This is a genomic window from Fimbriimonadaceae bacterium, assembly GCA_019638775.1.
GTDB lineage: Bacteria > Armatimonadota > Fimbriimonadia > Fimbriimonadales > Fimbriimonadaceae > JAHBTD01.
Map to the genome: position 1 here is coordinate 1,276,696 of JAHBTD010000001.1, position 22,561 is coordinate 1,299,256.

22 protein-coding genes are annotated in these 22,561 nt (G+C 54.8%); 16 read left to right on the forward strand and 6 right to left on the reverse strand.

Annotated features, from left to right (window positions below; all coding sequences use genetic code 11):
- Positions 1 to 116 precede the first annotated feature (116 nt).
- Together ruvB and ruvA are read right to left on the reverse strand one after the other, a co-directional pair.
- Positions 117 to 1,130, reverse strand: coding sequence for a Holliday junction branch migration DNA helicase RuvB (gene ruvB / locus KF784_05985; GenBank protein ID MBX3118594.1), 1,014 nt, complete (start codon positions 1,128 to 1,130; stop codon positions 117 to 119).
- 50 nt (positions 1,131 to 1,180) lie between these two features.
- Positions 1,181 to 1,783, reverse strand: a complete 603-nt coding sequence (gene ruvA / locus KF784_05990; protein MBX3118595.1) for a Holliday junction branch migration protein RuvA — start codon at positions 1,781 to 1,783, stop codon at positions 1,181 to 1,183.
- 176 nt (positions 1,784 to 1,959) lie between these two features.
- Here ruvA and KF784_05995 point away from each other — a divergent pair, with 176 nt between their 5' ends.
- From KF784_05995 to KF784_06005, 3 genes are all read left to right on the forward strand, one after another.
- On the forward strand, positions 1,960 to 2,346 hold the full coding sequence (locus KF784_05995) for a winged helix-turn-helix transcriptional regulator (GenBank protein ID MBX3118596.1): 387 nt from the start codon (positions 1,960 to 1,962) through the stop codon (positions 2,344 to 2,346).
- Between the two features lie 199 nt (positions 2,347 to 2,545).
- Entirely contained in the window at positions 2,546 to 3,001 is a 456-nt protein-coding gene (locus tag KF784_06000; protein MBX3118597.1) for a hypothetical protein, read from the forward strand.
- A gap of 3 nt (positions 3,002 to 3,004) precedes the next feature.
- The gene (locus tag KF784_06005; protein MBX3118598.1) at positions 3,005 to 3,658 is read left to right on the forward strand and encodes a redoxin family protein; all 654 of its coding nucleotides are present in this window, start codon (positions 3,005 to 3,007) and stop codon (positions 3,656 to 3,658) included.
- A gap of 247 nt (positions 3,659 to 3,905) precedes the next feature.
- Here KF784_06005 and KF784_06010 read toward each other — a convergent pair whose 3' ends face one another.
- Both KF784_06010 and KF784_06015 read right to left on the reverse strand, forming a co-directional pair.
- Positions 3,906 to 4,568, reverse strand: a complete 663-nt coding sequence (locus KF784_06010; GenBank protein MBX3118599.1) for an AhpC/TSA family protein — start codon at positions 4,566 to 4,568, stop codon at positions 3,906 to 3,908.
- 178 nt (positions 4,569 to 4,746) lie between these two features.
- Positions 4,747 to 5,214 (reverse strand): Hsp20/alpha crystallin family protein, encoded by a 468-nt coding sequence (locus tag KF784_06015; GenBank protein MBX3118600.1) that lies wholly within the window; start codon positions 5,212 to 5,214, stop codon positions 4,747 to 4,749.
- Between the two features lie 408 nt (positions 5,215 to 5,622).
- Here KF784_06015 and KF784_06020 point away from each other — a divergent pair, with 408 nt between their 5' ends.
- Entirely contained in the window at positions 5,623 to 6,183 is a 561-nt protein-coding gene (locus KF784_06020) for a DNA-3-methyladenine glycosylase I (protein ID MBX3118601.1), read from the forward strand.
- A gap of 129 nt (positions 6,184 to 6,312) precedes the next feature.
- Here the strand turns inward: KF784_06020 and KF784_06025 are convergent, their stop codons facing one another.
- The gene (locus KF784_06025; protein MBX3118602.1) at positions 6,313 to 7,116 is read right to left on the reverse strand and encodes a phytanoyl-CoA dioxygenase family protein; all 804 of its coding nucleotides are present in this window, start codon (positions 7,114 to 7,116) and stop codon (positions 6,313 to 6,315) included.
- 239 nt (positions 7,117 to 7,355) lie between these two features.
- Between KF784_06025 and KF784_06030 the strand changes: the two genes are divergently transcribed.
- The 4 genes from KF784_06030 (at position 7,356) to KF784_06045 (ending at position 13,001) form a co-directional block, all read left to right on the forward strand.
- Positions 7,356 to 8,729, forward strand: a complete 1,374-nt coding sequence (locus KF784_06030; GenBank protein MBX3118603.1) for an HD domain-containing protein — start codon at positions 7,356 to 7,358, stop codon at positions 8,727 to 8,729.
- Positions 8,730 to 8,855: 126 nt separating this feature from the next.
- Complete coding sequence (locus KF784_06035) at positions 8,856 to 9,980, forward strand: pyridoxal phosphate-dependent aminotransferase family protein (GenBank protein ID MBX3118604.1); 1,125 nt, start codon at positions 8,856 to 8,858, stop codon at positions 9,978 to 9,980.
- Positions 9,977 to 10,411 (forward strand): hypothetical protein, encoded by a 435-nt coding sequence (locus tag KF784_06040; protein ID MBX3118605.1) that lies wholly within the window; start codon positions 9,977 to 9,979, stop codon positions 10,409 to 10,411. The genes KF784_06035 and KF784_06040 overlap by 4 nt, the downstream gene beginning before the upstream one ends.
- A gap of 205 nt (positions 10,412 to 10,616) precedes the next feature.
- Entirely contained in the window at positions 10,617 to 13,001 is a 2,385-nt protein-coding gene (locus KF784_06045; GenBank protein MBX3118606.1) for a hypothetical protein, read from the forward strand.
- 58 nt (positions 13,002 to 13,059) lie between these two features.
- Here the strand turns inward: KF784_06045 and KF784_06050 are convergent, their stop codons facing one another.
- On the reverse strand, positions 13,060 to 14,874 hold the full coding sequence (locus KF784_06050; protein MBX3118607.1) for a hypothetical protein: 1,815 nt from the start codon (positions 14,872 to 14,874) through the stop codon (positions 13,060 to 13,062).
- Between the two features lie 149 nt (positions 14,875 to 15,023).
- On the opposite strand from KF784_06050, the gene sufB reads away from it, so the two are divergent.
- The 8 genes from sufB (at position 15,024) to KF784_06090 (ending at position 22,376) form a co-directional block, all read left to right on the forward strand.
- Positions 15,024 to 16,502, forward strand: coding sequence for a Fe-S cluster assembly protein SufB (gene sufB, locus KF784_06055; GenBank protein ID MBX3118608.1), 1,479 nt, complete (start codon positions 15,024 to 15,026; stop codon positions 16,500 to 16,502).
- A 55-nt stretch (positions 16,503 to 16,557) separates the two neighbouring features.
- A complete protein-coding gene (locus KF784_06060) occupies positions 16,558 to 16,773 on the forward strand; it encodes a hypothetical protein (protein MBX3118609.1) in 216 nt (71 codons plus the stop codon).
- The gene (locus KF784_06065) at positions 16,754 to 17,167 is read left to right on the forward strand and encodes a nucleotidyltransferase (GenBank protein MBX3118610.1); all 414 of its coding nucleotides are present in this window, start codon (positions 16,754 to 16,756) and stop codon (positions 17,165 to 17,167) included. Before KF784_06060 ends, KF784_06065 begins: the two co-directional genes overlap by 20 nt.
- 335 nt (positions 17,168 to 17,502) lie before the next feature.
- Entirely contained in the window at positions 17,503 to 17,703 is a 201-nt protein-coding gene (locus KF784_06070; protein ID MBX3118611.1) for a type II toxin-antitoxin system HicB family antitoxin, read from the forward strand.
- A 216-nt stretch (positions 17,704 to 17,919) separates the two neighbouring features.
- Entirely contained in the window at positions 17,920 to 19,620 is a 1,701-nt protein-coding gene (locus KF784_06075) for a DUF262 domain-containing protein (GenBank protein MBX3118612.1), read from the forward strand.
- Between the two features lie 179 nt (positions 19,621 to 19,799).
- On the forward strand, positions 19,800 to 20,345 hold the full coding sequence (locus tag KF784_06080; protein MBX3118613.1) for a hypothetical protein: 546 nt from the start codon (positions 19,800 to 19,802) through the stop codon (positions 20,343 to 20,345).
- A 98-nt stretch (positions 20,346 to 20,443) separates the two neighbouring features.
- The gene (locus KF784_06085) at positions 20,444 to 21,547 is read left to right on the forward strand and encodes a hypothetical protein (GenBank protein MBX3118614.1); all 1,104 of its coding nucleotides are present in this window, start codon (positions 20,444 to 20,446) and stop codon (positions 21,545 to 21,547) included.
- A 187-nt stretch (positions 21,548 to 21,734) separates the two neighbouring features.
- A complete protein-coding gene (locus KF784_06090) occupies positions 21,735 to 22,376 on the forward strand; it encodes a DUF1326 domain-containing protein (GenBank protein ID MBX3118615.1) in 642 nt (213 codons plus the stop codon).
- The last annotated feature ends 185 nt before the right edge of the window (positions 22,377 to 22,561 follow it).

Here is a 22,561-nt window from a genome sequence, read left to right on the forward strand (position 1 = left end):
TCCTCGCTTTAGTCCGAGGAAGATCCCTCCAGAACTGCAGTTCTGGAGGGTCAAAAGATCGGAAGTACCCTCCATATCAGCAGATATGGAGGGATCAGGTGCTGCAGCGTTACGAACTATAGAAGCTCCTCCTGACCATTGTTCACCCTTTCCACTGGCTTCTCGGGTCGTTTGGGCTGCTCGAATCCGAGGTGCTCGTAGGCGGCTGGCGTGGCAATGCGGCCTCGGTTAGTGCGTTGGATGAGCGCTTGCTGGATGAGGAACGGTTCGTAGACGTCTTCGATGGTGCCGGAATCTTCGCCGGTGGTGGCAGAAAGCGTGTCGATCCCGACAGGGCCACCGGCGTATTTTTCGATGATGACGCGCAGAAGCGTTCGGTCCACCCGATCTAAGCCGAGATGATCGACTTCGAGCGCATCTAAGGCCTTGTCGGCGATCTTGGAGCTGATGGATTCATGTCCATCAACTTGGGCGAAGTCCCGCACACGACGGAGCAAGCGGTTTGCAATGCGTGGCGTTCCGCGCGAACGCCGAGCCACAGCTTCTGCTCCTGAGCGGTCTATCCCATAACCGAGTATCCCGGCCGAGCGGGTGATGATCTCAAAGAGCGCCTGAGCCCCATAAAACTGGAAGTGCATCACGATGCCAAAGCGGTCGCGTAGGGGTCCAGTGAGAAGCCCTTGGCGGGTGGTCGCGCCGATCACGGTGAACTTGGGGACATCAAGGCGGATCGACCGGGCGGCGGGGCCTTTGCCGATCATGATGTCCACTTTGCAATCCTCCATTGCCGGGTAAAGGATCTCTTCGACGGGGCGAGCGAGGCGGTGGATCTCGTCGATGAACAGGACCGCGCCCTCTTCGAGGTTGGTGAGGATGCCAACGAGGTCGCCCTGTCGTTCGATGGCGGGGCCACTCGTGACGTGGACGGGCGCGTCCATCTCGTTGGCGACGATGTGGGCGATGGTGGTTTTCCCGAGGCCGGGGGGACCGTATAGTAAGAGGTGGTCGAGCGGTTCGCTACGCTGTTGGGCGGCCTTGAGAAAGACAGCAAGGTTCTCTTTGAGCTTCTCCTGGCCGATGAATTCGCTTAACCTTCTTGGGCGCAAGGAGAGCTCAATGGGGTTCTCCATCGGCTTGCGAATGGGATCTAGGTTTGTGTTGTCGCGTTCGGTCACTTCGCTCATCTGGCCAGACTCCTTAGCGCGACTTTAAGCTGGTCTTGGATGCTGCCTCCGCTTTCTTCGGCGTCACGGGCAGCGGCTTCAGCTTCGGTTCGACGGTACCCAAGAGCGAGAAGGGCGTCGACTAGTTCGCTATCGACGTGGACACTGACAACGGCTTTTCCACGGGTTGCCCCTTCTACCTTCAGGGCGAGGCTTTCCTCGGCCATCTTGCCTTTGAGCTCGACGATGATGCGCTCGGCGAGTTTGGGGCCGACGCCGTTGGCCCGGGTGAGAGCTTTGGCGTCTTGGGTGACGATGCCGTGGAGGACGGCTTGTCCGCCTAGCTGACCAATGAGGGCTATTCCGATTCGGGGGCCGCAGCCATTGACTCCGATGAGAAGGTCGAACATGCGACGGTCGAACGATTCTATAAACCCGTAAAGGGTCACGCTGTCCTCACGGAAGATTTGGCGGGTGTAAAGGTTCACTTGCTCGCCGACGGGCGGCATTTGAAGCAGAACAGAGTCGGGCAAAATGACCTCATAGCCGACGCCTCCGGCATCGACCACCACCATCCCTCCGCTCACTTCGAGCAGTTCTCCGCGCAACCGGCCTATCATTTGGAAAGGTTACCTTGTGTCTACATAAGGACGTGGGGATTGAGGGATTGGATGCAGGGAGGTAAGGATTGTAAGGGTTGTAAAGAGGAAGGGGTAAGGATCGGAAAGGGGCATAGTGATTCTGGATTGGGGATCAATGCGTGGTATAATATCGGTGATTCCCGATATTTGATCTTATGGACACCCTTGTAGCCTTTGGAAAAGCCCTTGCCGACCCCACGCGGGTTCGGATCCTGCATGCGCTTCGGCGTGAGCCGCTTTGCGTTTGCGAGATGATGGAGGCGCTGGAGATCGGTCAAAGCACGCTTAGCACACACCTTCAGACTTTGCGCAGCGCGGGTGTCGTTGAAACCGAACGTCGAGGCACGTGGATTATTTACAGCATTTCGCCGGAGGTTCGCGGCTCTTTGGAGACGATTTTTGTTCAGCTCCTGTCTGCCGACGAGCGCTTGCAGCTTGACACCGCGAGGCTGGAGAGTCGAATTCGCCTTAGGATTGAGGGTTGTTGCCCGGCCGATGCGAATGGGGCACGCGTTTCTCGGGAGGGCGCGGCTCTTCGTTAGAAGGCACATTATCATGAACTGGAAATCCTTACTCTGCACAGGGTTGCTGGCTATTTCTGCGGCAGCGGTTTCTCAGACGCCGCCGAAGCCGACGATTCAGGTGCCCACGTGAACTGGATGACCCGGTGAGGGTGGCTTCCTCGGTTCGGGGGAGATTAGCAAGACATGGACATTCAGCGGACGGTTTGTCGATATCGACTTGGAGCGCCCACGTTGGCGATTCACCGGCACGTATCGGTTCACTCCACGTTTCCAAGCTGGGATCGAGTGGAATCCATTGGCGCACGAGGCCGGGCTCATCGGCAACTGGATTTTGAACCCAGAGTCAGAGAAATATCCGATGGTGAACTTGGGCACGAGCAGTGATCGGATTGGCACACCCGCCGGGCCACATGCCTACTTCGTTACGTTTGCGAAGAGCTTCCCGGAGTGCAAATTGGGGCCCTATGTTTCAATCAACTATTCGGAGTTTGACAAAGCGATTAACTTTCCGTTCGGGGTGAATTACGGGCTCGCCGAAAATTGGACAACGATGTTTATGAACGACGGTCGCAAGAGCCATCTGCTCTTGACGCACTCACGCGACAATTGGAGCGTATCTCTGATGTGGATTTGGTTTAAGCATCCGGGGATCAGCTTCAGTATTGGATTTTAAGCTATGAATACAATCATCTCACTCATTGCTATCTCGCTTGGACTGTTTGCTCAAGACACCCCTCAGACCATCGCTAAGAAAGACCTGCCAGCCAAGGCAGAGTGTGTGGTTTGTAACGCAGGCGGGGAGACGCACGGCGAAGAGAAGCCGGTCGCAGGCGTGATGTACAAGGGCAAGGCGTACTATTTCTGTAACGCGAAAGAGGTCGAAACCTTTAAAAAGAACCCCGATTTCTACATGCCCTTGAATCTGCCAATGCCTTTGCCAGACCTCAAGCTCACCGACACTTCCGGCAAGAAATGGGATGCGGCTGCGTTCAAAGGAAAAGTCGTTCTTCTGGATTATTGGGCGACATGGTGCAAGCCCTGCCTCGTGCTGAAGCCGAAGATCGACAAGATTTGGGAGGCCAACAAGGGCCAAGGGTTTGAGATGCTGTCGGTGAGTATCGACGAGAAGCCCGCCGACTTTGAGAACTTCTTCAAGAAGACGAAGTGGGAGAATCCGGTAGCGCTGGACTCCAGTCAAAGCTGGGCGCATTTTCGAATCTTGACGATCCCGACCCTGGTCTTGGTGAAGGATGGAAAGGTCATACAAATCTTCAAGGGGAATATTGATCCCAAGAAGGTAGAGACTGCCGTCAAGTCTGCTCTGAAGTAGGAGCCGCTCGCCACCTCATCAGTCTCTCAAACTCTTCGCCCACCGAAAGCGGCGAAGATCACGACTGAGATCACCAGTTGAATGAAGAGGCTGGCAAAAGAGAACATGGAATAGCTCCGGGTCTATGGGATGTATTCCATGTTTGGTGCGGCGAAGGGTGGAGGCTGAAACTCGACGAGTAAGGGGGACCTCCCCACCCTAACCCTCCCCTCCATTTCCGGAAAAATGGAAGGGGAGGGATTTGGCTTTACATCCCCATTTTCTGGGCGGCTTCGAGGATGTCAGCGCCTTTCATTCGGACCTTATAGTCCGGGTTTGTGGAGACGAACTGGATCGTGCCTTTGGCGTCGATCAGGAACACAGCTGGCACGGGAAGGATGTGGTGGGTCTGCCCGCCAGACGACTTCTCAAGGTCGATCTTGTACTGATCGCGATACATCGTGAAAGTCTTATCGTCAACGCGGAAGGCGATTCCAAACTTCTTGATGAGTTCGGCTTTGGAGTCGGAGACGAGCGTGTAGTTCAGCTTGTCCTTCTCCATCGTTTTGCTAAGCTCATCGGGGGTATCGGGGGTCACGGCGATGACTTGGAAACCAAGTTTGCGCAGGTCGGCCTCGACCGTCATCAAGTCGGAAAGGTGGCGGTTGCAGAAAGGGCACCATCCGCCACGGTAGAAGATGACGACGGCGGGTTTGCCGTTGAGGACCTTCTTGAATGTGGTTTCTTTTTTGTCGAGCGTTAAGACGCTGCTGTCGGGGACAGCAGTGCCAACCTTAATCGGCTTGACTTCGCTTGCGCTGGCTGCGACCATTTCATCACCGGTGCGCATAGCAAACACGGCGACGGGAATGGCAATTGCGGCGAGAACGCCCAGGGATAGAAGCGCTTTGGATGGGGTGGGGCTTTTCATGTGAAGCATAAGTCGCTCTGTAGCTTCGAGGTTCCCAAGATGTTTTGAGCTTGAGTTTGAGCCGAGTTGAAACTGAGCCCTTTGTATCCTTTCACCACAATAGCGTGTGAAGAGTCAGTCTCCGAAAACGAAAGCGCCCCTACCGTATGGCAAGGGCGCCTTGAAAGTTGAGCAGGTCTTAGCTCTTCGGAGAAGAGTTCGAACCTGAGTCGATCGCCTTCACTTCGATTTTTCGCGGCTCTGGTTTGCGCACTTCGCTGCTTGGAATGCGGATGGTCACAAACCCGTTTTCAAACTGGGCTTGAATGTCGTCCAGATCGAGAGCTTCCGGCAGTGCGATTGAGCGAGAGAACCTTCCGTATCGCGTTTCGCGACGGTAGATTTTGGTCCCTTCACCAGACTCGATGTCCTGGCTTGTTTCACCGCTGATCGTCAACACGTTATCGTCGATCGACACGTCGATCTCCGCGGGTTTAAGTCCGGGTACTGCGGCGCGTACAAAGAACGCCCCTTCTCGCTCGTAGATGTCGATGGGAATCGGGTTCCCTGGCGTCATGGGGCCCATGCTCGGCTGTCCCCAGATCGAATTGAATAGTCTGTCCATTTGGTCGAACACGTTTGCAGTGTCCGACGGCCTTCTTTTCATCAACACACTCATTCTCTTTTCTCCAATGTTAGCTGTATGAGCATGACTTGATCTAAGTCTAATGCTGTCAAGTCAATATTTCCAACGCTTTGATAAATGCCAAAGTTCCAACGGATGGGACCAAGATTTGAGGATTTTTTGGCGTCTCATGCAAAGAGCTCTTACAGCGTCATTGGTGCTACGATAGGAACTCAAAATGTAGGGTGCTGCCGCGTTGAGTGAGGATCCCGGTCCTGAGGAAAGTTGAGAAAATTAAAGGGCCCGGCGACGAACTTGTGCACGGACCCTCGGTAAAGGTTGGCGACAGAGCCGCCACTACAAGGACGGGAAGATTCTCTGAGATGTTCGGCCTGTCGTCACCAGGTTTGAGGAATTGATGTGCTCTGGTCCAAGTAATCTTGAGAAGACATGGCCTTCAGCTACTGCGAATACACCCGCTCGGAGAAAGCGCATCCCCTTCACGTCACGTACCACGACACGGAGTATGGGTTTCCGTCGGCGGATGAGCCGGTTCTTTTTGAGCGCTTGATCTTAGAAATCAATCAAGCAGGGCTGAGCTGGGAAACGATTCTGAAGAAGCGCGACGGCTTCCGGCAGGCGTATGTCGATTTCGATGTGGACAAGATTGCAGCCTTTGGAGATAGCGATATCGAGCGACTTCTCGGTGACGCGGGGATCATCCGCAACCGTCTGAAGGTGCTTGCCGCAATCGACAATGCGCGGACCGTGCAGCGGCTTCGTGAAAGCCACGGGTCGTTTGCAGGCTGGTTGGACGCCCATCATCCTCTCACAAAGGAGGAGTGGGTGAAGGTGTTTAAGAAGGCCTTCCGCTTTACGGGCGGGGAGATCGTGAACGAGTTTTTGATGAGTCTTGGCTATCTGCCGGGGGCGCACGACGAGGATTGTGCGGTGATGGAGCAGATTCGGAAGTTGCGACCGCCGTGGATGATTGTAGCGGGGAGTAAGTAGCTGGGAGTGAGTAGCTTTGGGTAAGTGGCTAGGTGGGAGTAGCTGGGAGGGAGTCGGATGTGCCTTCAGTTTACGCGAGCCTTCGCTTTGCAGCTCGAGCCCCTTACCATCCTTACTGCTTTACAGAGATCAGCGTGTTTGTTCGGCCCTTTCTTGGCGGGCAGTCTTCCAAGTGTGTTGCCAAGGGAAGTTATAGGGGACTTCGCGCTTGACAGTGGGGAGGCCGCCCATGATGATCCACGCCCTTCGATCTTGATCGGAGGTGTTTCCGGGAGCGTAGTGAAGAGTTCGTTGGTGGTGGATTACGCATCCCCCGGCAGGGAGAGGTACTCCGACAGCTGCCGTCAGATCGACGCCTGCATCGGGTGCGATCTCCAGTCCGTGTACTTTCGGGTTGTTGCCGATCTGCTGATGCTTGAGAACTTCGCCGAGGTGGGAGCCGGGGATGTAGTGCATGCACCCCATTTCGATGTCGACATCTTGCAAGGGAATCCAGCAGCTTAGGTTGCTGTGGTCGCTGGTCTCATCCCAATACGCTTCGTCTTGATGCCAAGGTGTGGGAGCGCCCTGCCCGGCGGGCTTGAGGATCGCGTGATCGCCCTGCCAGCTTAGAGGCGCTCCGAGGAGTTGTTCCATTACGGCTCTTGCATTTGCCCAAGCAAGGGTTTCTTTCATCTCAGGTGCAAAGCCACTAGGATCAAGGATTTGGGGGAGTTTAGCTTCGCTTCCCTCTTCGTCGTCTCCGGCGAGGTCAAATTGGTTGCCGGTTTCGCGACCAGCGCGGGCTTGAAAAAGGCGGTCGTAGATTCGACGGATAGCTTCTATTTCGTCAGGAGCGCTGACTTGGGGAAGAACGAGGTACCCCTCTTCTTGGAAGAAACGGACTTGGTCATCGGTGAGGGCGACTGTGGGCTGAGGAGGCGCGGCGCTCATGTTAATGCTTATTTCGGTGTGGGGTGGGGGATGACCTGCCTGCTCTTTCAAATTTTGTTTCTTGGGGACCTCCCACCCCTTCCCCTCCGTCCATTCCGGAAAAGTGAAAGGAGAGCTTATTGTCTCGTCTGACCTTAGCCTCCACCCTTAGGGAGGGTAGAGGCATGGGGAAATGCGCAAACACATATGTTGAGCTCGTTCGGCGGGGACCTCCCGGCACCAGTACAATAGCAACCTTAATGAACTCATCGGTTGAATCCATCCTTCAAGCTATCCAGGGCACCCACTACGCGGGGCAGCTTTGGCTTGTTGGCGGGTGCGTGCGCGATGAGCTCTTGGGGTTGCCGGAGCCAACGGATATCGATATCGTCACCGAGCTTGAGGTGGAACCTTTGGTGGAGATGCTGGATAAGGCGGGCATAGCAGAATCGCTGCCTGTGACTTACCCTCGGTTTGGCACAGCGATGGTGAAGATTGAGAGTATTCCGGTTGAGTTTGTGCGGGCGAGGAAGGAGTCCTACGACGCCGACTCACGCAAGCCGAATGTTGAGCCAGCGACCTTGTTGGACGATGCCAGACGTCGAGACTTCACCTGCAATTCCCTGCTAAAGAACGTAACGACCGGAGAGCTCTTTGACCCGCTTGGAAATGGGCTTGACGATCTCAAGAGCAAGGTCTTGCGAACACCGCTTGATCCGGCGCTGACCTTTCGTGACGATCCTTTGCGGATGTTGCGGGCGGTGCGGTTTCGGTGGAAGCTTCGTTTTGAGCCTGCACCCGGGCTGTACGAGGCGATCAGAGCAGAGTCAGACCGGCTCAAGATCATCAGTGACGAACGGATTCGCGACGAGCTGACGAAGATGCTGGAGCTCCCCGATGCGGATGAGTGCTTGAAAGATTTGATGGATTTGAACCTGCTTCATCAGTTCGCTCCCGAGTTTGAAGAGGGGGTTGGCATGGAGCAGGGCGATTATCACCATCTGGACGTGTGGGATCATTCGCGACTTGTGGTGAAGAATGCAGGCCCCGAAGACAGAATTGTGGCCCTTGCCGCACTTTTTCATGATATTGCGAAGCCCCGCTGTAAGTCGATAGATGAGGCTGGGCGCATACGTTTCTTTGGCCACGAGACAGTCGGCGCGGAAATGGCTAAGTCCATTCTAAAAAGACTTAAATTTTCACATGAAGAGGCGGATCAGGTAGCCAAGTTAGTCCGCCATCATATGCGGCTTGGCTCATCGCCTGAGTTCACCGCAACAGCGGCGCGACGTCTGATCCGAGACTTGGGCCAAGATTTGGGGGCATTGTTAAGGCTGATTGAGGCGGATCGAGACGCGCATCGCCCGGGGATGCCGACCTTGGATTTGGGTCCGATACGCGAACGGTTAGAGCAAGTCAACGCGTCTACTCCTGTAGAGACGCTGGACAGCCCGCTTTCTGGTGACGAGATCATGGCGGTCCTAGGGGTTGAGCCCGGGGAGCAGGTTGGCAGGTGGAAAGCGTTTCTTTGTGAAAGGGTATTGGAGGGCGACCTTATCGCTGGGGATAAGGCCGGTGCAGAGCGTCTGTTGCTCGAAGCATTTCATAAGAACGTCGATAGGGGTCCATTGTAAACCGGAGCGCCGGTGCTTTACAATGGAGTCTTAGGCGGTCTATTGAGGGCGCCCACTTTGCCATTGATTGATCTGTGTGTTAGGAATAATCAAATTGAATCCAAGTAAACGGGAGACCGCATTCGGGTGGACTTAGGCCCTCCTCTACAGTTCACTGGCAGACTGAGGGTTTATCACGAAGGCAGAAAGCTGCTGTTCTTCGGTGGGAATGACTATCACCGTCTCACCCAAAACCCCGACGTGCATCGCACGCTGATGGTCACCCTTGACGATCAGGGGCTGAGCCTTGCCGGGTCACGGGTGACGACGGCGAACCATATTATCTATGGCGAGCTTGAAGAATCGCTCGCTCGTTTTTTTGCCACCGAAGCTTCCCTCTTGACGCCGACCGGATATGCCGCGAACACGATTTTGTTTCAGGGCATTGCCGACGAGTTTGACAAAGTTTTCCTCGACGAGCGCGCGCATGGAAGCCTGGTGGATGCGGCGCTTTGTGCTCGGCTGGAGATGATCACCTACAAGACGAGCGACCCTGAGGACCTTCAAGCCAAGCTCAAGGAGCACCTACAGCCAAAGGAGAGGCCGCTCATCGCCACCGATTCGATCTTTGCGAGCGTTGGGGACTCCCCGCCACTGACTGATCTTGTAAAGATCGCCGAGGATCACGACGGGATGCTGGTGCTGGACGACGCCCATGCCGTCGGTGTTGTGGGTGATAACGGCAAGGGCTCTTGGTCGGAGTGGCATTTGAATCGTGAGTCGATCATTCAGGTGGGCACACTCAGCAAGGCCTTTGGCACGTACGGTGGGTTTGTTCTGGGTTCGCATGGACTGATTTCGAAAGTACGCTCGACCAGTCGTGCGTTTATCGGCAGCACGCCGATTCCGATTCCGATGGCAGCGGCAGCAAAGAAAGCAGTGGAGGTTCTAGACCGAGACTTGGATAGGGTCTTGCGACTTCGCGACTATGCGCTTAGCGCGAAAAAGCTGCTGCGATCCTTTGGGTTGCCGCAGTTCGAATCGGCTTCTCCGATCTTGTCGGTGACGCTTATGGATGCGGAGCGCAATAAGCGTTTTGGCGACCACCTAAAGGATTGGGGCATCTTCCCATCCTTTATCGACTATCCTGGTTCTCCTCCCGGTGGGCACTTCCGATTTACGCTGTCAAGCGCTCATTCGTCGATGGATGTTGAAGCCTTGATGGAGAGTATCCGGCTGGGGGTCGTCGCGCACGGGGTTGAAGCGAAATGAGCACGACCAAAGAAGGGCTACCCGGGATCATACTGAAAGACGCCGAGGAGTTCAAGCGCCTCCGTGAGAGCCAGGTCTCAGAAGAATTTCTCAGAGCAGCCCATGGCACCGCTTCTGAGGAGGTTTGGCTGGATGTGATTCATCGCTATCCAGAATTGAGGGAGTGGGTAGCACACAACAAGACAGTTCCCATTTCAATTCTAAAGATATTGGCAAAGGACAGCGAACCCCGAGTTCGATTTTCCGTAGCTGTTAAGAGAAAACTCACTCCTGATCTCTTTTGCGAACTCGCTGCCGATGAAGACGAAGGGGTCCGTCAAGGCATTGTCTACAATCCGAAGGTTCCCAAGGCCATTTTAGAGCAGCTGACTAATGATTCGGTCAGCCTCATTCGAGAAGTCGCTAAGTCGCGCCTCGCAGAGATGCAGTGAGTTGGTAGGGTTTGTACGAGATATTTAAGTTTGGTCATAGATGCAGGCAAAATCACCTGAATTTTGCCCCAAAGTTAGACGATTCGGTCGAAGTTGAGCCATCTTAGAGGCGTGTGGTCCAATTCGACCCCTGGTCAAAAGTGAGAGGTGCAAAAAGTTGAAGCAACGTTGCTCGTGGTTAGCGGCAGGATTAGTCCTGCTGTCAGTGTTTACAACATCGTCATTTGCGCAGTCGGGTGGTCAGAAGACTTCTGGCTACTGGAAAGGTGCGCCGGGTATTACAGTCAAGGTGTCCGACATCATGGCTCAGGAGCGTCCGCGTCGTCCTGAGGATTTGATCGGATACGAACAGATTTCTCCGGACATCTGGGGTCGTGAGGAGGGTGAATATCCCGATCGCAGCAAACTTAGGCAGAACCCCCGATCTCCACAAGTGGCTCAGTGGCCCGTTCCGTCGAAAGGGCGATTGCTTGCCTATCGACCGACGCCCTTGCTGGAGCTCCTTTCGCCTTCTTATTCGCCTCAGCCGACTGGCGTGAGTTTTAACGCGATCAACGTTTCCGCTTCGGGCGCGATCCCGCCGGATACTCAGGGCTGTGTTGGCCCCACACAGATCGTGGTTTGTGCAAACGGCCGAATCCGCGTTTTCGATAAGAATGGAGTTATGGGCGGGCTGAACGTGACAACGAACACGTTCTTTAACAGTGTGCGCAACGGTTCGGGAACTTCCGACCCTCGCGTTCGCTTTGATCCGTTGACTCAGCGATGGTTTATCCTGATCATTAACGTATCTTCACCAAACCGAATTCTGATCGCGGTGAGCAGTGGCCCGACAATCACCGACTCGTCCAGCTTTACGTTCTATCAGTTCCAGCAGGACCTGGTGGCTCCGGCTGGAAACACTGGCCAGCTCTGCGATTATCCGACTCTGGGTATTGACAATCAGGCTCTTTATATCGGTGGCAACATGTTCGGCGCTAGCTTCCAGGGCACGTCGGCATGGGTTGTGAAGAAGAGCTCCGTTCTGAGCGGTGGCCCGATTGAGGCGGTCGCTTTCCGAGGGCTGGCTCCGGCGGGCGGCGCGGGTCCTTATACTCCTCAGGGTGTCGATAACTACGACCCAACAGCGACCGAAGGATATTTCATCGGCGTTGACAACGTTTCTTTTGGTGTGCTCGTTCTTCGACGCGTCACCAACCTTTCGACAACCCCGACGATTTCGGGCAACATCAACCTTACCGTTCCGTCGACGACCTCGCCTTCGGCGCGAACAGTTCTCGGCAGCACACGTCCGTTGGATGCGATCGACGACCGGCTGTACTGTGCACAAATCTTTAAGGACACCGTTAACGGTCTGACAACTCTTTGGACAGCCCATCACTTCCGAGTGACCTCCGCAGGCGTTGCTAGCAGTACGGGCACCCGTCTTGGCACACGCTGGTACGAGATTCAGAACTTTACGGGAACTCCGTCGTTGCGACAATCGGGCACCGTTTTTGATCCGGCAGCTTCGAATGCTTCGAGCTATTGGTTCGGTGCGGCGGCGATGTCGGGTCAGGGCCACATGGCGATCTCATTTAGCAATGCAGGACCTGCTCAACGGGCAGAGATCGCAGCGGCAGGACGCTTTGCTTCCGACCCGTTGGGAACTACCCAATCACCGACCGTCATTCAGACAAGCTCTTCGGACTATAACATTCAAACGACGGGTACCCAGCGATGGGGAGACTACTCCTACGTTGCGGTTGATCCGACCGATCGAATGACGATGTGGTCGTTCCAAGAGTATTGCGACGCAAACAACTCTTGGGGTGTGCGTGTCGTGGAGCTTCTTGCTCCGCCTCCTGCCCAATCGCCGACATGTGCGCCGACAGGTGTAGCGGGCGGTACGACAACTAATGTGGTGGTCACGGGCAGTACGGCTGGTGGCGCTGGATTCTACGATCCTCCTCAGACGTGGTCGACCAACCGGCTTGCTGCAAGCATCACCGGTTCGGGAGTTACCATCAACTCGGTGACCTTCAACAGCCCGTCGCAGATGACGATGAATGTGACAGTTACCCCGGGCGCAGCGCTTGGTGCGCGCACTGTGACGATCACGAACCCGGACGGACAAACGGTGACCACGAGCTTGACGATTAACCCAGGCACGTATAACCTGAACCCGCTGACGTTCTCGCACACCGGCGGTCTGTTTGTGTTCGGTAACGCTGCAAGCCTTGCTGCCAGCGATAACTCCTATGTGGAGTACAACAAGGGCGTCTCGCTCTTGATGGACCTTGAGTCCACTTCGCCGATCGCCAATGCACAGAGCATTACGTTCCGTGCGGAGACGAACATGCAGACACCAGAAGGAAGCCTTCGGGTTTCGCTATTCGACTTCGTTGCCAATGCTTGGGAGCAGGTCGATGCCTTTGCAACACAGACTAACGATAACATCGTTGTTACCGTGGCTCCAGCTTCTGTGAATCGGTTTATCCAAACAGGTACGCGAAAGATTAGGGCAAGGCTTGGATTCAAGGGTGACCAGGATCCAAACGCGTCCTATTCGCAGCACATTGACTGGGTTCAGTGGACGATTGTAGGCTAAGCCTGCGATCCTAAGATAACGAACTGCCCCGAGCTTACTCGGGGCAGTTTTTTGTGATCTAACCAGGGCTGCCGAGGAGTTTGGCCCCGCGCGTTCGGATGTCCTCGGGCAGGGCTGGGTTGAGGTTGCGCAGATAGAGCGCTCCGCTTGTGGGGCGGCAGGCTTCGTACACGTCGAGCGCGGCTTTGGCTTCGGCTGCGTCGGCGCTAAATAGCCAACCAAGGATGCCCTTGAGTCCGTCGGCTTCGGCAACCTTTCCTTGCAGGCTTTGCGGCAGGACAGTTAGGATGAACCTGGCGGCAGACGCGCGGACCGCAGGATTACTTGAGGCTGCCAGTGAGTTTGTGAGCGCTGCGAAAAAGGCGATTTCTGCCTTACCCGCTTTTGCAAACGCGTCGGCAAAGTCTTTGCCGCTGCCTTCGACCCACTTTGCCAGCTTGTTAGGGTCGCGTTGATCGACCTCCTTCACGAGCCAAGGGACTGTGTTCAGTGGCGCGTCGGTGCCACCAAGGATCATTGGGTCGAAACATCCTTTGTATTCTTCGCCGCTCAAGTCGATCTCGCAGTCGGCTTTTAGCTGATACAACGCACGGGCGTACTGACCCTTGGAAGGAGCTGGGAAGAGCTTCGTTGTGATGTCCTCATAGGTTGCCTTGTCGCTATACACCCAGAGTCGCGCCTGGTCGTAGGGGTCCTCTGTGCGGAGCTTAGCCTGAAGTCCGGCGATCTTGGCCCAACCTCGATCTGAGGGCAGCCCGACTTCGTACTTGACCGAGGGTTCGGGTTGTTTCTTGTGCATGTTCATGCAGGCGATGCGCGCACGTGCGGTGACCTTTGCGGGAGGGACGATCCATTCCGGTAGCGCAGATGCGTACAGTGGCTTTGGTGGAAGCACCATCTTGATCAGGGCGATGATGAGCATGTCTTGGAAGTTCGGATCATCGCTTCTTAGTACTGTGCCTGGATACAGCTCCAGCGCGATAGGTTTGGTGGTTGGGTTTTCAGCGGTGATAAGCGCGAGCCCCATGTTTTGGCAAGAGACGTTGAAGCTCATCTCGGCGAGGGCGTTTGTGCTGCACTGGACGGTCCCCTGCGGAGTGACCATACACACGCCGACCTCTTCGGTGGATGGTGGAGGAATATATCCGTGCTCCTTCGGCTCCTCGGAGATAACGCTGCACCGGCAGGACGTATAGGCAGGCGAGGCATCGTACTGGTCGAGGAAAACCTTGAACTCGAACATATCCATCGAGCCCGTCGGCCCAGTGGTTTTGATAATCTTTCCGTCCGGGCCGGGCACTTCGCGGTACATCTCATAGTGCAGCTTGCCGGAATACCGATGGGCCTTGAGTCGGCGTTTCTGTCCGCCGCAAGCCCCGTTGAACCAATGCCTCCAATCAAGCTTCACCGTCCACTTCGCAGCGTCTTTGTCGATAGCCTTTTGCATTGCTTCGCGCAGATTCCATTCGACATCGCCTCCCTTGAATGTCGCTCCAAACTTCTGAAAGTCCTTCGTGATGTCCTCGATCTTGTTCGGATAGCCCAGATCATGCAGCGACGTCAGCTCGGGAGGAAGCGTTACCCGATGAACTTCTTCGCAGGCCCGGTCGCAAGAATCGTCGCACTGAGAATGCAGAAGGTGCTTCTTGCCCCGGCACATCTTGTCGCAGTAGTAGTCGCGCAGCCCGGTAATGCCCTCGTCCTTCCACACCACCCAAATCCTGATGCGTCCGTTTCCGGCGTCTATCGACCAGACCTGATCGGGCGCGGTGGGAGGCGGAAGATCGTTCTTAGGTTGGTCTTGGGCGTTTGTGCCGCTGGCAAAAGGCAGAAAACTGAGCGCGGCGAGCGCACCGAGCAGAATCGCTTTCATGATTCAGTCTATAACGGATGGGCAAGCTGTGGGAAGGGCCGATGTTTCAGTCCCTTTGGGCCTGAGTTCAAATCAAGTAAAATTGAACGTAGAAAGATTTGCTTTGGCGTGATGCCGGTGCTGCCGGGTGGACGTCAGGCGAGGACAATATGAGCGAAAACACGACGACCGTCGTCGAGCAAGACGACGATGCCTTACTAGAACTTTATGCCAACCGCGAATACAAAGAGGGATTTGTCTCTGACGTTGAAGCGGACACATTCGAACCCGGCCTGAACGAAGACGTCATTCGCCGACTCTCCGCCAAAAAGGAAGAGCCAGAATGGATGCTGGAATGGCGGTTGAAGGCGTACAAGCACTTTCTCACGCTCAAAGAGCCGACCTGGCCCAACGTCCACTACGAAAAGCCCGACCTGCAAAAGCTGGCGTACTATTCCGCGCCGAAGCAGATGCCCAAGCTGAACAGTCTGGACGAGGCCGATCCTGAGCTGATCCGCACCTTTGAGAAGCTGGGAATCCCCATCCATGAGCAAAAGCTGCTTGCCAATGTGGCGGTGGATGCGGTTTTCGACTCGGTTTCCGTGGCGACCACGTTTAAGAAAACGCTTGCCGAGGCGGGTGTAATCTTCTGCTCGATCTCCGAAGCCGTGCGTGAGCACCCCGAACTGGTCAAGAAGTATCTGGGATCGGTGGTTCCGGTCAGCGACAACTACTACGCCTCGCTGAACTCGGCGGTTTTCTCCGACGGTTCGTTCGTTTTTGTGCCCAAGGGCGTCCGTTGCCCGATGGAGCTGAGCACCTATTTCCGCATCAACGCCGCCAACACCGGGCAGTTCGAGCGCACGCTCATCATCGCCGAAGAGGACGCTTATGTGTCGTATCTGGAGGGCTGCACGGCTCCCATGCGAGACGAGAATCAGCTTCATGCGGCGGTGGTTGAGCTGGTTGCCGAAGGCGACCGCGCGACCATCAAATACAGCACCGTTCAGAACTGGTATCCCGGCGACCCCAAGACCGGCAAAGGCGGCATTTTCAACTTCGTGACCAAGCGCGCCAAGGCGATCGGGCAGGCTTCCAAGGTGACCTGGACGCAGGTGGAAACGGGTTCGGCGATTACGTGGAAGTACCCGTCGGTAATTCTGATGGGCGACGATTCCATCGGCGAGTTTTACAGCGTGGCCCTGACCGCGAACAAGCAGCAGGCCGACACCGGCACCAAGATGATCCACATCGGCAAAAACACGAAGTCGACCATCGTGGCCAAGGGCATCTCGGCAGGCAACGGGCAGAACACCTATCGCGGTCTGGTGAAGGTGAACCCCGGCGCGGACAACGCCCGCAACTACTCCCAGTGCGACTCCATGCTTATGGGCGACCGTTGCGGTGCGCACACCTTCCCGTATATCGAGGTGAAGAACCCGACGGCGACGGTGGAACACGAGGCGTCAACGTCGAAGATCGGCGAGGATCAGATTTTCTATATGAATCAGCGCGGCATCGCCACCGAAGAAGCGGTGAATATGATCGTCAGCGGCTTCTGCAAGGATGTGTTCCGGGTGCTGCCGATGGAGTTCGCAGTTGAGGCGCAAAAGCTGCTGGGCGTGAGCTTGGAAGGCTCGGTCGGCTAAAGATTGTGGTGCAGACATCCCCTGCTTGCACCCATTATTGAGGCACAATAGAAACATGATCCAGCGTCAAGGGGAATGGTGGTATCAGGGGTCTTCGATCAGCGAAGGCACTGAGGATTTCGATTTGGCGTTCTGGCAGGCCCAGCCGGCTGAAGCGATTTTTGCGGCAGCTTGGGAACTGGTCGAAACGGCCTGTGTGATCAAGGGTGGAGATCCAGCTGAACTCAGACTTCAAAGAACTGTTGGCGCTTTTGGACCGATTCCAAGTTAAGTATCTGGTCGTTGGAGGCTACGCGGTCATGAAGTACACCGAGCCGCGCTACACGAAGGACTTGGATATCGCGGTCGGCATTGCACCTTCTAACATCGAAGGTGTACGTCAAGCACTGAAGGAGTTTGGTTTTCCCATGTCTGATGAGGCTGCGGACCAGTTGAAACTCCCAAACAGTATGATCTCAATCGGCCGAGCCCCCTCACGAATCGACATTCTCAATGAAGTGAAGGGCATTGACTTCAATCAAGCCTGGGATCGACGTAACCTCGTCGATATCGGAGGGCAAGAAGTTGCCTTCATTTCACTGGCTGACCTGATTGCGGCAAAGGAAGCGGCCGGAAGGAAGCAGGACTTGGTTGACTTGACGTCCTTGCGTAAGGGTCTTGCTTAAGAATGAAGACTCGACCTATGGTGGCTAAGTTCAACTGTGGTGATAGCTCCCTTGTTGGTGGGGTAACCGTGGCACGGGCGTCTCGCCCGTGTGTCCCATGATCGTCTCGGTCATGGCGTGCCGAGCTTGCTATGATCTCCCTTGTTGGTGGATCAACCGTGGCACGGGCGTCTCGCCCGTGTGCCCCATGATCGTCTCGGTCATGGCTTTTGAGGTTTGTCAGATTCACGGGCGGGACGCCCGTGAGACACATGGGCGAGACGCCCATGCTACGGTCTGTCTGCTGAAACCCTTTTCTACTCTGACTTCAAGTAAGCGTAGGCTAAACTGTTCTTATGAATTGGCGAGTCGTGCTAGAACAAGACGCGAAGTCTGGAGAGTGGGCGGTTTGGTGTCCGGAACTGCCGGGTTGCGTGTCTGCGGGTGTGACGCAGGAAGAGGCTCTCACAAGTATCAAGGAAGCTATTGAGCTTTACCTTGAACCGGCCCCAATTAAGCTTGAACCCGGTGCCGTCGAGAAGAAGATAGCGGTCTGATGGGCGAGCGACTTCCGCGCTTAAACGCCAAGCAGGTTGAGGCTGTTTTGATCTTCAAGGCGCGGGGTTGCTCAGCGCTACTATACGTGCCAAAGGGATTGGCATTTTCGTGATTGCTCCGTTGTAATCAACCCGTCTGTACAACGTGCAGCCTGCTCTTGGTCTATGATAGATAGAAGGTGCTGAAGGCATCCGCATTATCGCTGGGGCGAGACGATGAAGATTACTAGCGTCGATCGGGAAATTAGGGATATTCTGCAAACGAATTTCTACTTCGTTCCAAGGTTCCAAAGACCTTACTCTTGGGAGGTTGAGCTGGTTGAAGAGTTTTGGGACGACGTTACTCGCGATACAGAGGCGGACTACTTCATAGGATCCATGGTCCTTTACGGTAAGAGTCCTGAGCTTGGAATCGTCGATGGTCAACAGCGACTGACAACAATTACGATGCTTATCGCTGCCATCAGAGATACTATGTTGGAATTCGGGTTAGCGCCGCTCGCCACTTCAGTGCAAAATCTGATTGAGAGAGACGACTTGAATGCCAACAAGCGCTTCGTGATAGAGACAGAAACATCATACCCTTACTTTCACGACCATATTCAACGAATGGAGAGTGCTAAAACACCGGCCGCTGTTTCACCGGAAGAGCTCGCACTTAAAAATGCTTACCAACTTCTTCTCTATAAGGTGAACGAGAGACTCAAACGCGTAAGTGTGGGATTAAACGGAGATGACGCGAAAAATGCCATAGAAACAGAACTCAAGCGATTGAGAGACAAAGTTTTAAAACTTAAAGTAATATTTACTGATATCGCCAATGAACAAGATGCTTACGAAGTGTTTGAAACATTAAACACGCGTGGTAAGGATCTCGCAGTCGCCGATCTAGTTAAGACTCATTTGCTGCGATCTCTCCAGCCAGAAGACCAGCGCCTAGATACGTCGAAGGAAAAGTGGGAGGTAATAAGACAAAGAATTGAACATATGAAAGCCAGTCGTGTAGACATGGATACTTTTTTGCATCACCAATGGCTTTCTACAAGAGAGTATTTGCCAAGTCGATTACTTTACAAATCTGTGCGTAGAAGTATTAGCTCTGAAAAGGCACTGGAGTTCCTCGATGAGCTGTCTAACGACTCCCTCATTTACAATGCTATTTATGATGCTGATATTTTAACTTGGAATAGGGAACATTTAGCACTGAAAGATTCGATAGAATCCATTGATCAGTTTGGTTTGCGTCAGGCAATTCCGTTTGTGTTATCCGTCCTACGTGAGTGGCTCGCTGGAAGGTTGAAATATGCACATGCCAAGGAGGCGATCTTACTAGTAGAAAACTTTCATTTTCAATACACAGCCATTACGAGTTTGCGAGGTTCAGGCGGCATTGCTGCCATGTATAGTAAGCATGGTCGTGACCTTTTTGAAGCTACAGACAATGACGAGCGTATTGGAGCTATTCGAAGTCTCAAGCCTAAGATGCAGAATCGGCTACCAGCAGCTGCTGAGTTTGCGGCAAATTATTCTCAGCGTGTATTTTTTGCAAAGTCCAGATCCAAGAATAGGCCGCTGACCGAATATGTGCTTTGGAAGTTTCATCAACACCTAAATCCGGCGTTGGGGTCCGACAGGCAGTCGATGTCAATAGAGCACATTTTGTCGGAGTCGGAATTGAAGAATGGCGTGGACATTGCAACGATCTCCTCAGCTGGAAATCTGGTGTTAGTGCCGGCTAAGTTAAATAATGAGGTGTTACGTGATTTGCCATTTCATGAGAAAAAGCAGATCCTTATTAGGAATGGAATAAAACTAGATCCTGTTGTTGCTAATGCCGCTGTATGGGGTGCTTGGGAAATTGAAGAGCGTACGAAATGGATGGCTAACTTGGCACAATTAGCAGTGTGGAAGTTGTAGATGTATTAAGATACCAGACTCAATAGTATCTGTGAAGCTTTACAAAGTGGATGTTCAAGGAATAATTACGAACCTGTAGGAGTGACCGGACCCGCGATAAATCACCACCTGTGGAAGCGCGAATGAATTCGCGCACTCCCAAAGTCAGCCCCGCACTCCAAATTGGTATCCTCCACCTCATGCACATCCGCCAAGCGTTGAAGGAGCAGTATCACGCCGGGCTGGCCATGCTTGCCGACTGCATCCGCAAGTGCCCGGACGATCTGTGGACCACCCCGAACCCCGCCATCGACGATGACGACCGGATCATCTATCGCGCGTTCTGGCGGATCGCCTTCCACGCCGTCTTCTTCACCCACCTTTACCTTGGGCAAACCCTGGCGGATTTCAAGCCCTGGCCCGGCCGCAAGCCGGGCTACTTTGACGACATGTGGTCGCCGCCGTGGAGCACCGAGCCTTACGAATTCCCCGAAGACGCCGAGCCGATGGCCAAGCAAGAGATGCTGGACTATCTAGGCTATCTGGATTCGATTCTCGATCCGACGATCGACGCGCTGGACCTGGACACCGACGACTGCGGGATCGACTGGTACCGCAAGCGTGGCATCAGCAAGATGTCACACGAGCTGCTGAATCTGCGGCATTTGCAGGGGCATGTGGGGCAGCTGTCGGAGCTTCTGCTGGCGCGTGGGCTAGACCCGGACTGGGTCACCCTGGCGAAGTAGCTTGGGGTGAGACGGTGCTATGGTGTTGCAAGCGGTAAACCTTCCGTTTTAAGAGAAACGGGAACTCTCCAATCCTCATAAGTGGTACAGTCCCAATTATGATCGTCTCTGCAGCGCTTGCCCTCCTCAGCATCTCCCTGGGTCAGACCGGTTCCGTCCGCGAGCCTTACGCCGTCCTTCCCTTGCCCCCTGCCGCCGAACTCTCCAAGCAGCTCGCCGACGTGGGCAAGCTCTCGGTCACGGGGGAGGAGATGACCTTTGTGTATCAAGGGAAAGTCGAAGGCGTTCAGCTCATGGGCGGGATTCAGAAGCCTTTGCAGAAGGTGCCGGATACCGAAGACCTTTGGGCGCTGCGCATCCGCGTGCCGAACGCCGACCAAGCCGTGGTGACCTGGGGCTTCCTCTTGACCGGTCCGGTGAGGCCGACCAGCTTTAAGGCGGATGGGGTCTATCGCGGGCCGAAGGCTGAGCCTGCGCTGACGGTCGCTGACCCCCTCCAAGGCAAGATCGAGCCGTTCGAGATCGACAGCAAGGCCCTCGGCGAAAAGCGCAAAGGCTCGCTCTATCTGCCCCCGTCCTCCCTGCTCAAGCCGGGGCAGAAGATCTTCGCGCTTTATGCGGCAGACGGCGCATCAAAGATGTTTGCCGAAGTGATGGAGCCGCTGATGTTGGCGGGGGAGCTTCCGCCGATCGCCATCGTCGGGCTGGAGTCCGGCGGCTACCGGGGCGAGCAGGGCAAGTCCTACGACCCCGAACAGGATATGCGGGCCAAAGAGTACATACGCGAGATCGGCAAAGAAAGGTTCGACGGACACCTGAAGTTCTTCTCGGAAGAGGCGGTGGCCTGGGCAGAGAAGAAGTACGGCATCGGCGGTCGGCGCGAGAATCGCGGGGTGATCGGCTTCTCAAACGGCGGGGTGTTCGCCGCAGAAGTGGGCCTCCGAAAGGGCGACGTCTTCGGCCTGTCGGTGCCGCTTTCGGTCGGCATCGTGCCCGAGCTGACCAAGCCCAAAGTGATGCCGCAGTTCTACCTTTGTGCAGGCACGCTGGAGCCGGGCTTTCTGCGCGCAACGACCATCTTCGCGCGGCAGATCATGGACTGGAAAGGGATTCTGAAGTTCAATGAGCGCGTGTGCGGGCACGATCAGGAGATGTGGAAGAGCGAAGGCGTGAAGGCGATGCGGTGGTATTTTGGGCGGTAGAGGGTCGGAGCCTTTGGGATTGTAGATTGTAGATTGAGGGTGTCATCCCTTAGGGTTGGAATCGTGACGGACTCTCAATTTGTCCCCCAAAGATTGCTGAGAAAATATTCAGTCTCAGCAGTCCTTGCCTTCTGATAACATTGTAAAGACACCCGCCTAGTTCGCGGGTTTATCAAGGAGGGTCTCAATGACTTTCAAGCATACTGGCTTACTATTGGCTACAGGTTTATTGTTGGCCGCCGGCTCTACAACGGGCTCACCCGTACCCGGCAAAGCTTCATTCTCATTTAAGGGCATGTATGTCGAGGGTTGCAGTTGCTCTGCCCCTTGCCCGTGTGAACTCACCGGGGTTGAGATGGGATGCGAAGGCGTAGGGTTCTTTTCTTTCACGAGCGGAACCTACAACGGCAAGAACTTCGACGGCACTCGCGGCGCTTATGCCGTCAAACCGGGTGACTATTTGGTCCTCTACATCGATGCCCCGAACGATGCAAAACGGAAAGCGTGCACCGAGTTTATGACGGCTGCCTTTAAAGATTGGGGCAAACTCGATGGTGTACATAGCTCGAAGATAACCATCTCCGGCAAAGGTGGCAACTACTCATGCAGCGTCGGTGACGGCAAGGCTATGAGTTTGAGTACGAAAGTGGTTCTTGGAGGCGATAAAAAGACGCCGATCACCTACAGCAACATCAATAGTGTGATGCATTCAACCGTGATGCAGGCAACCGCAACCAAGTGCACCTTTAAAGAAGGCAAGCGCTCGTTTTCGCTGAGCGGGAGCAACGCCTACTTTAACCCTTCTCTAAGCTCAAAAGGGTCGCTTTAGCGGTCCTTTCGGCTTTCTGGGTGGGGTTTGTGGAACCGGGTTAGTCCTGTAGAAGGGCTACCCGGTTTTGTTGTTGGGGGAGGGCGGAGTTCTGATTTTGGATTGTAGATTCGCTTGAATTGAGTCCCCGATCTCCGACCTTTACACCTCCTCTCCCTTGAGGGAGAGGCTGTAAGCGTCGCGCA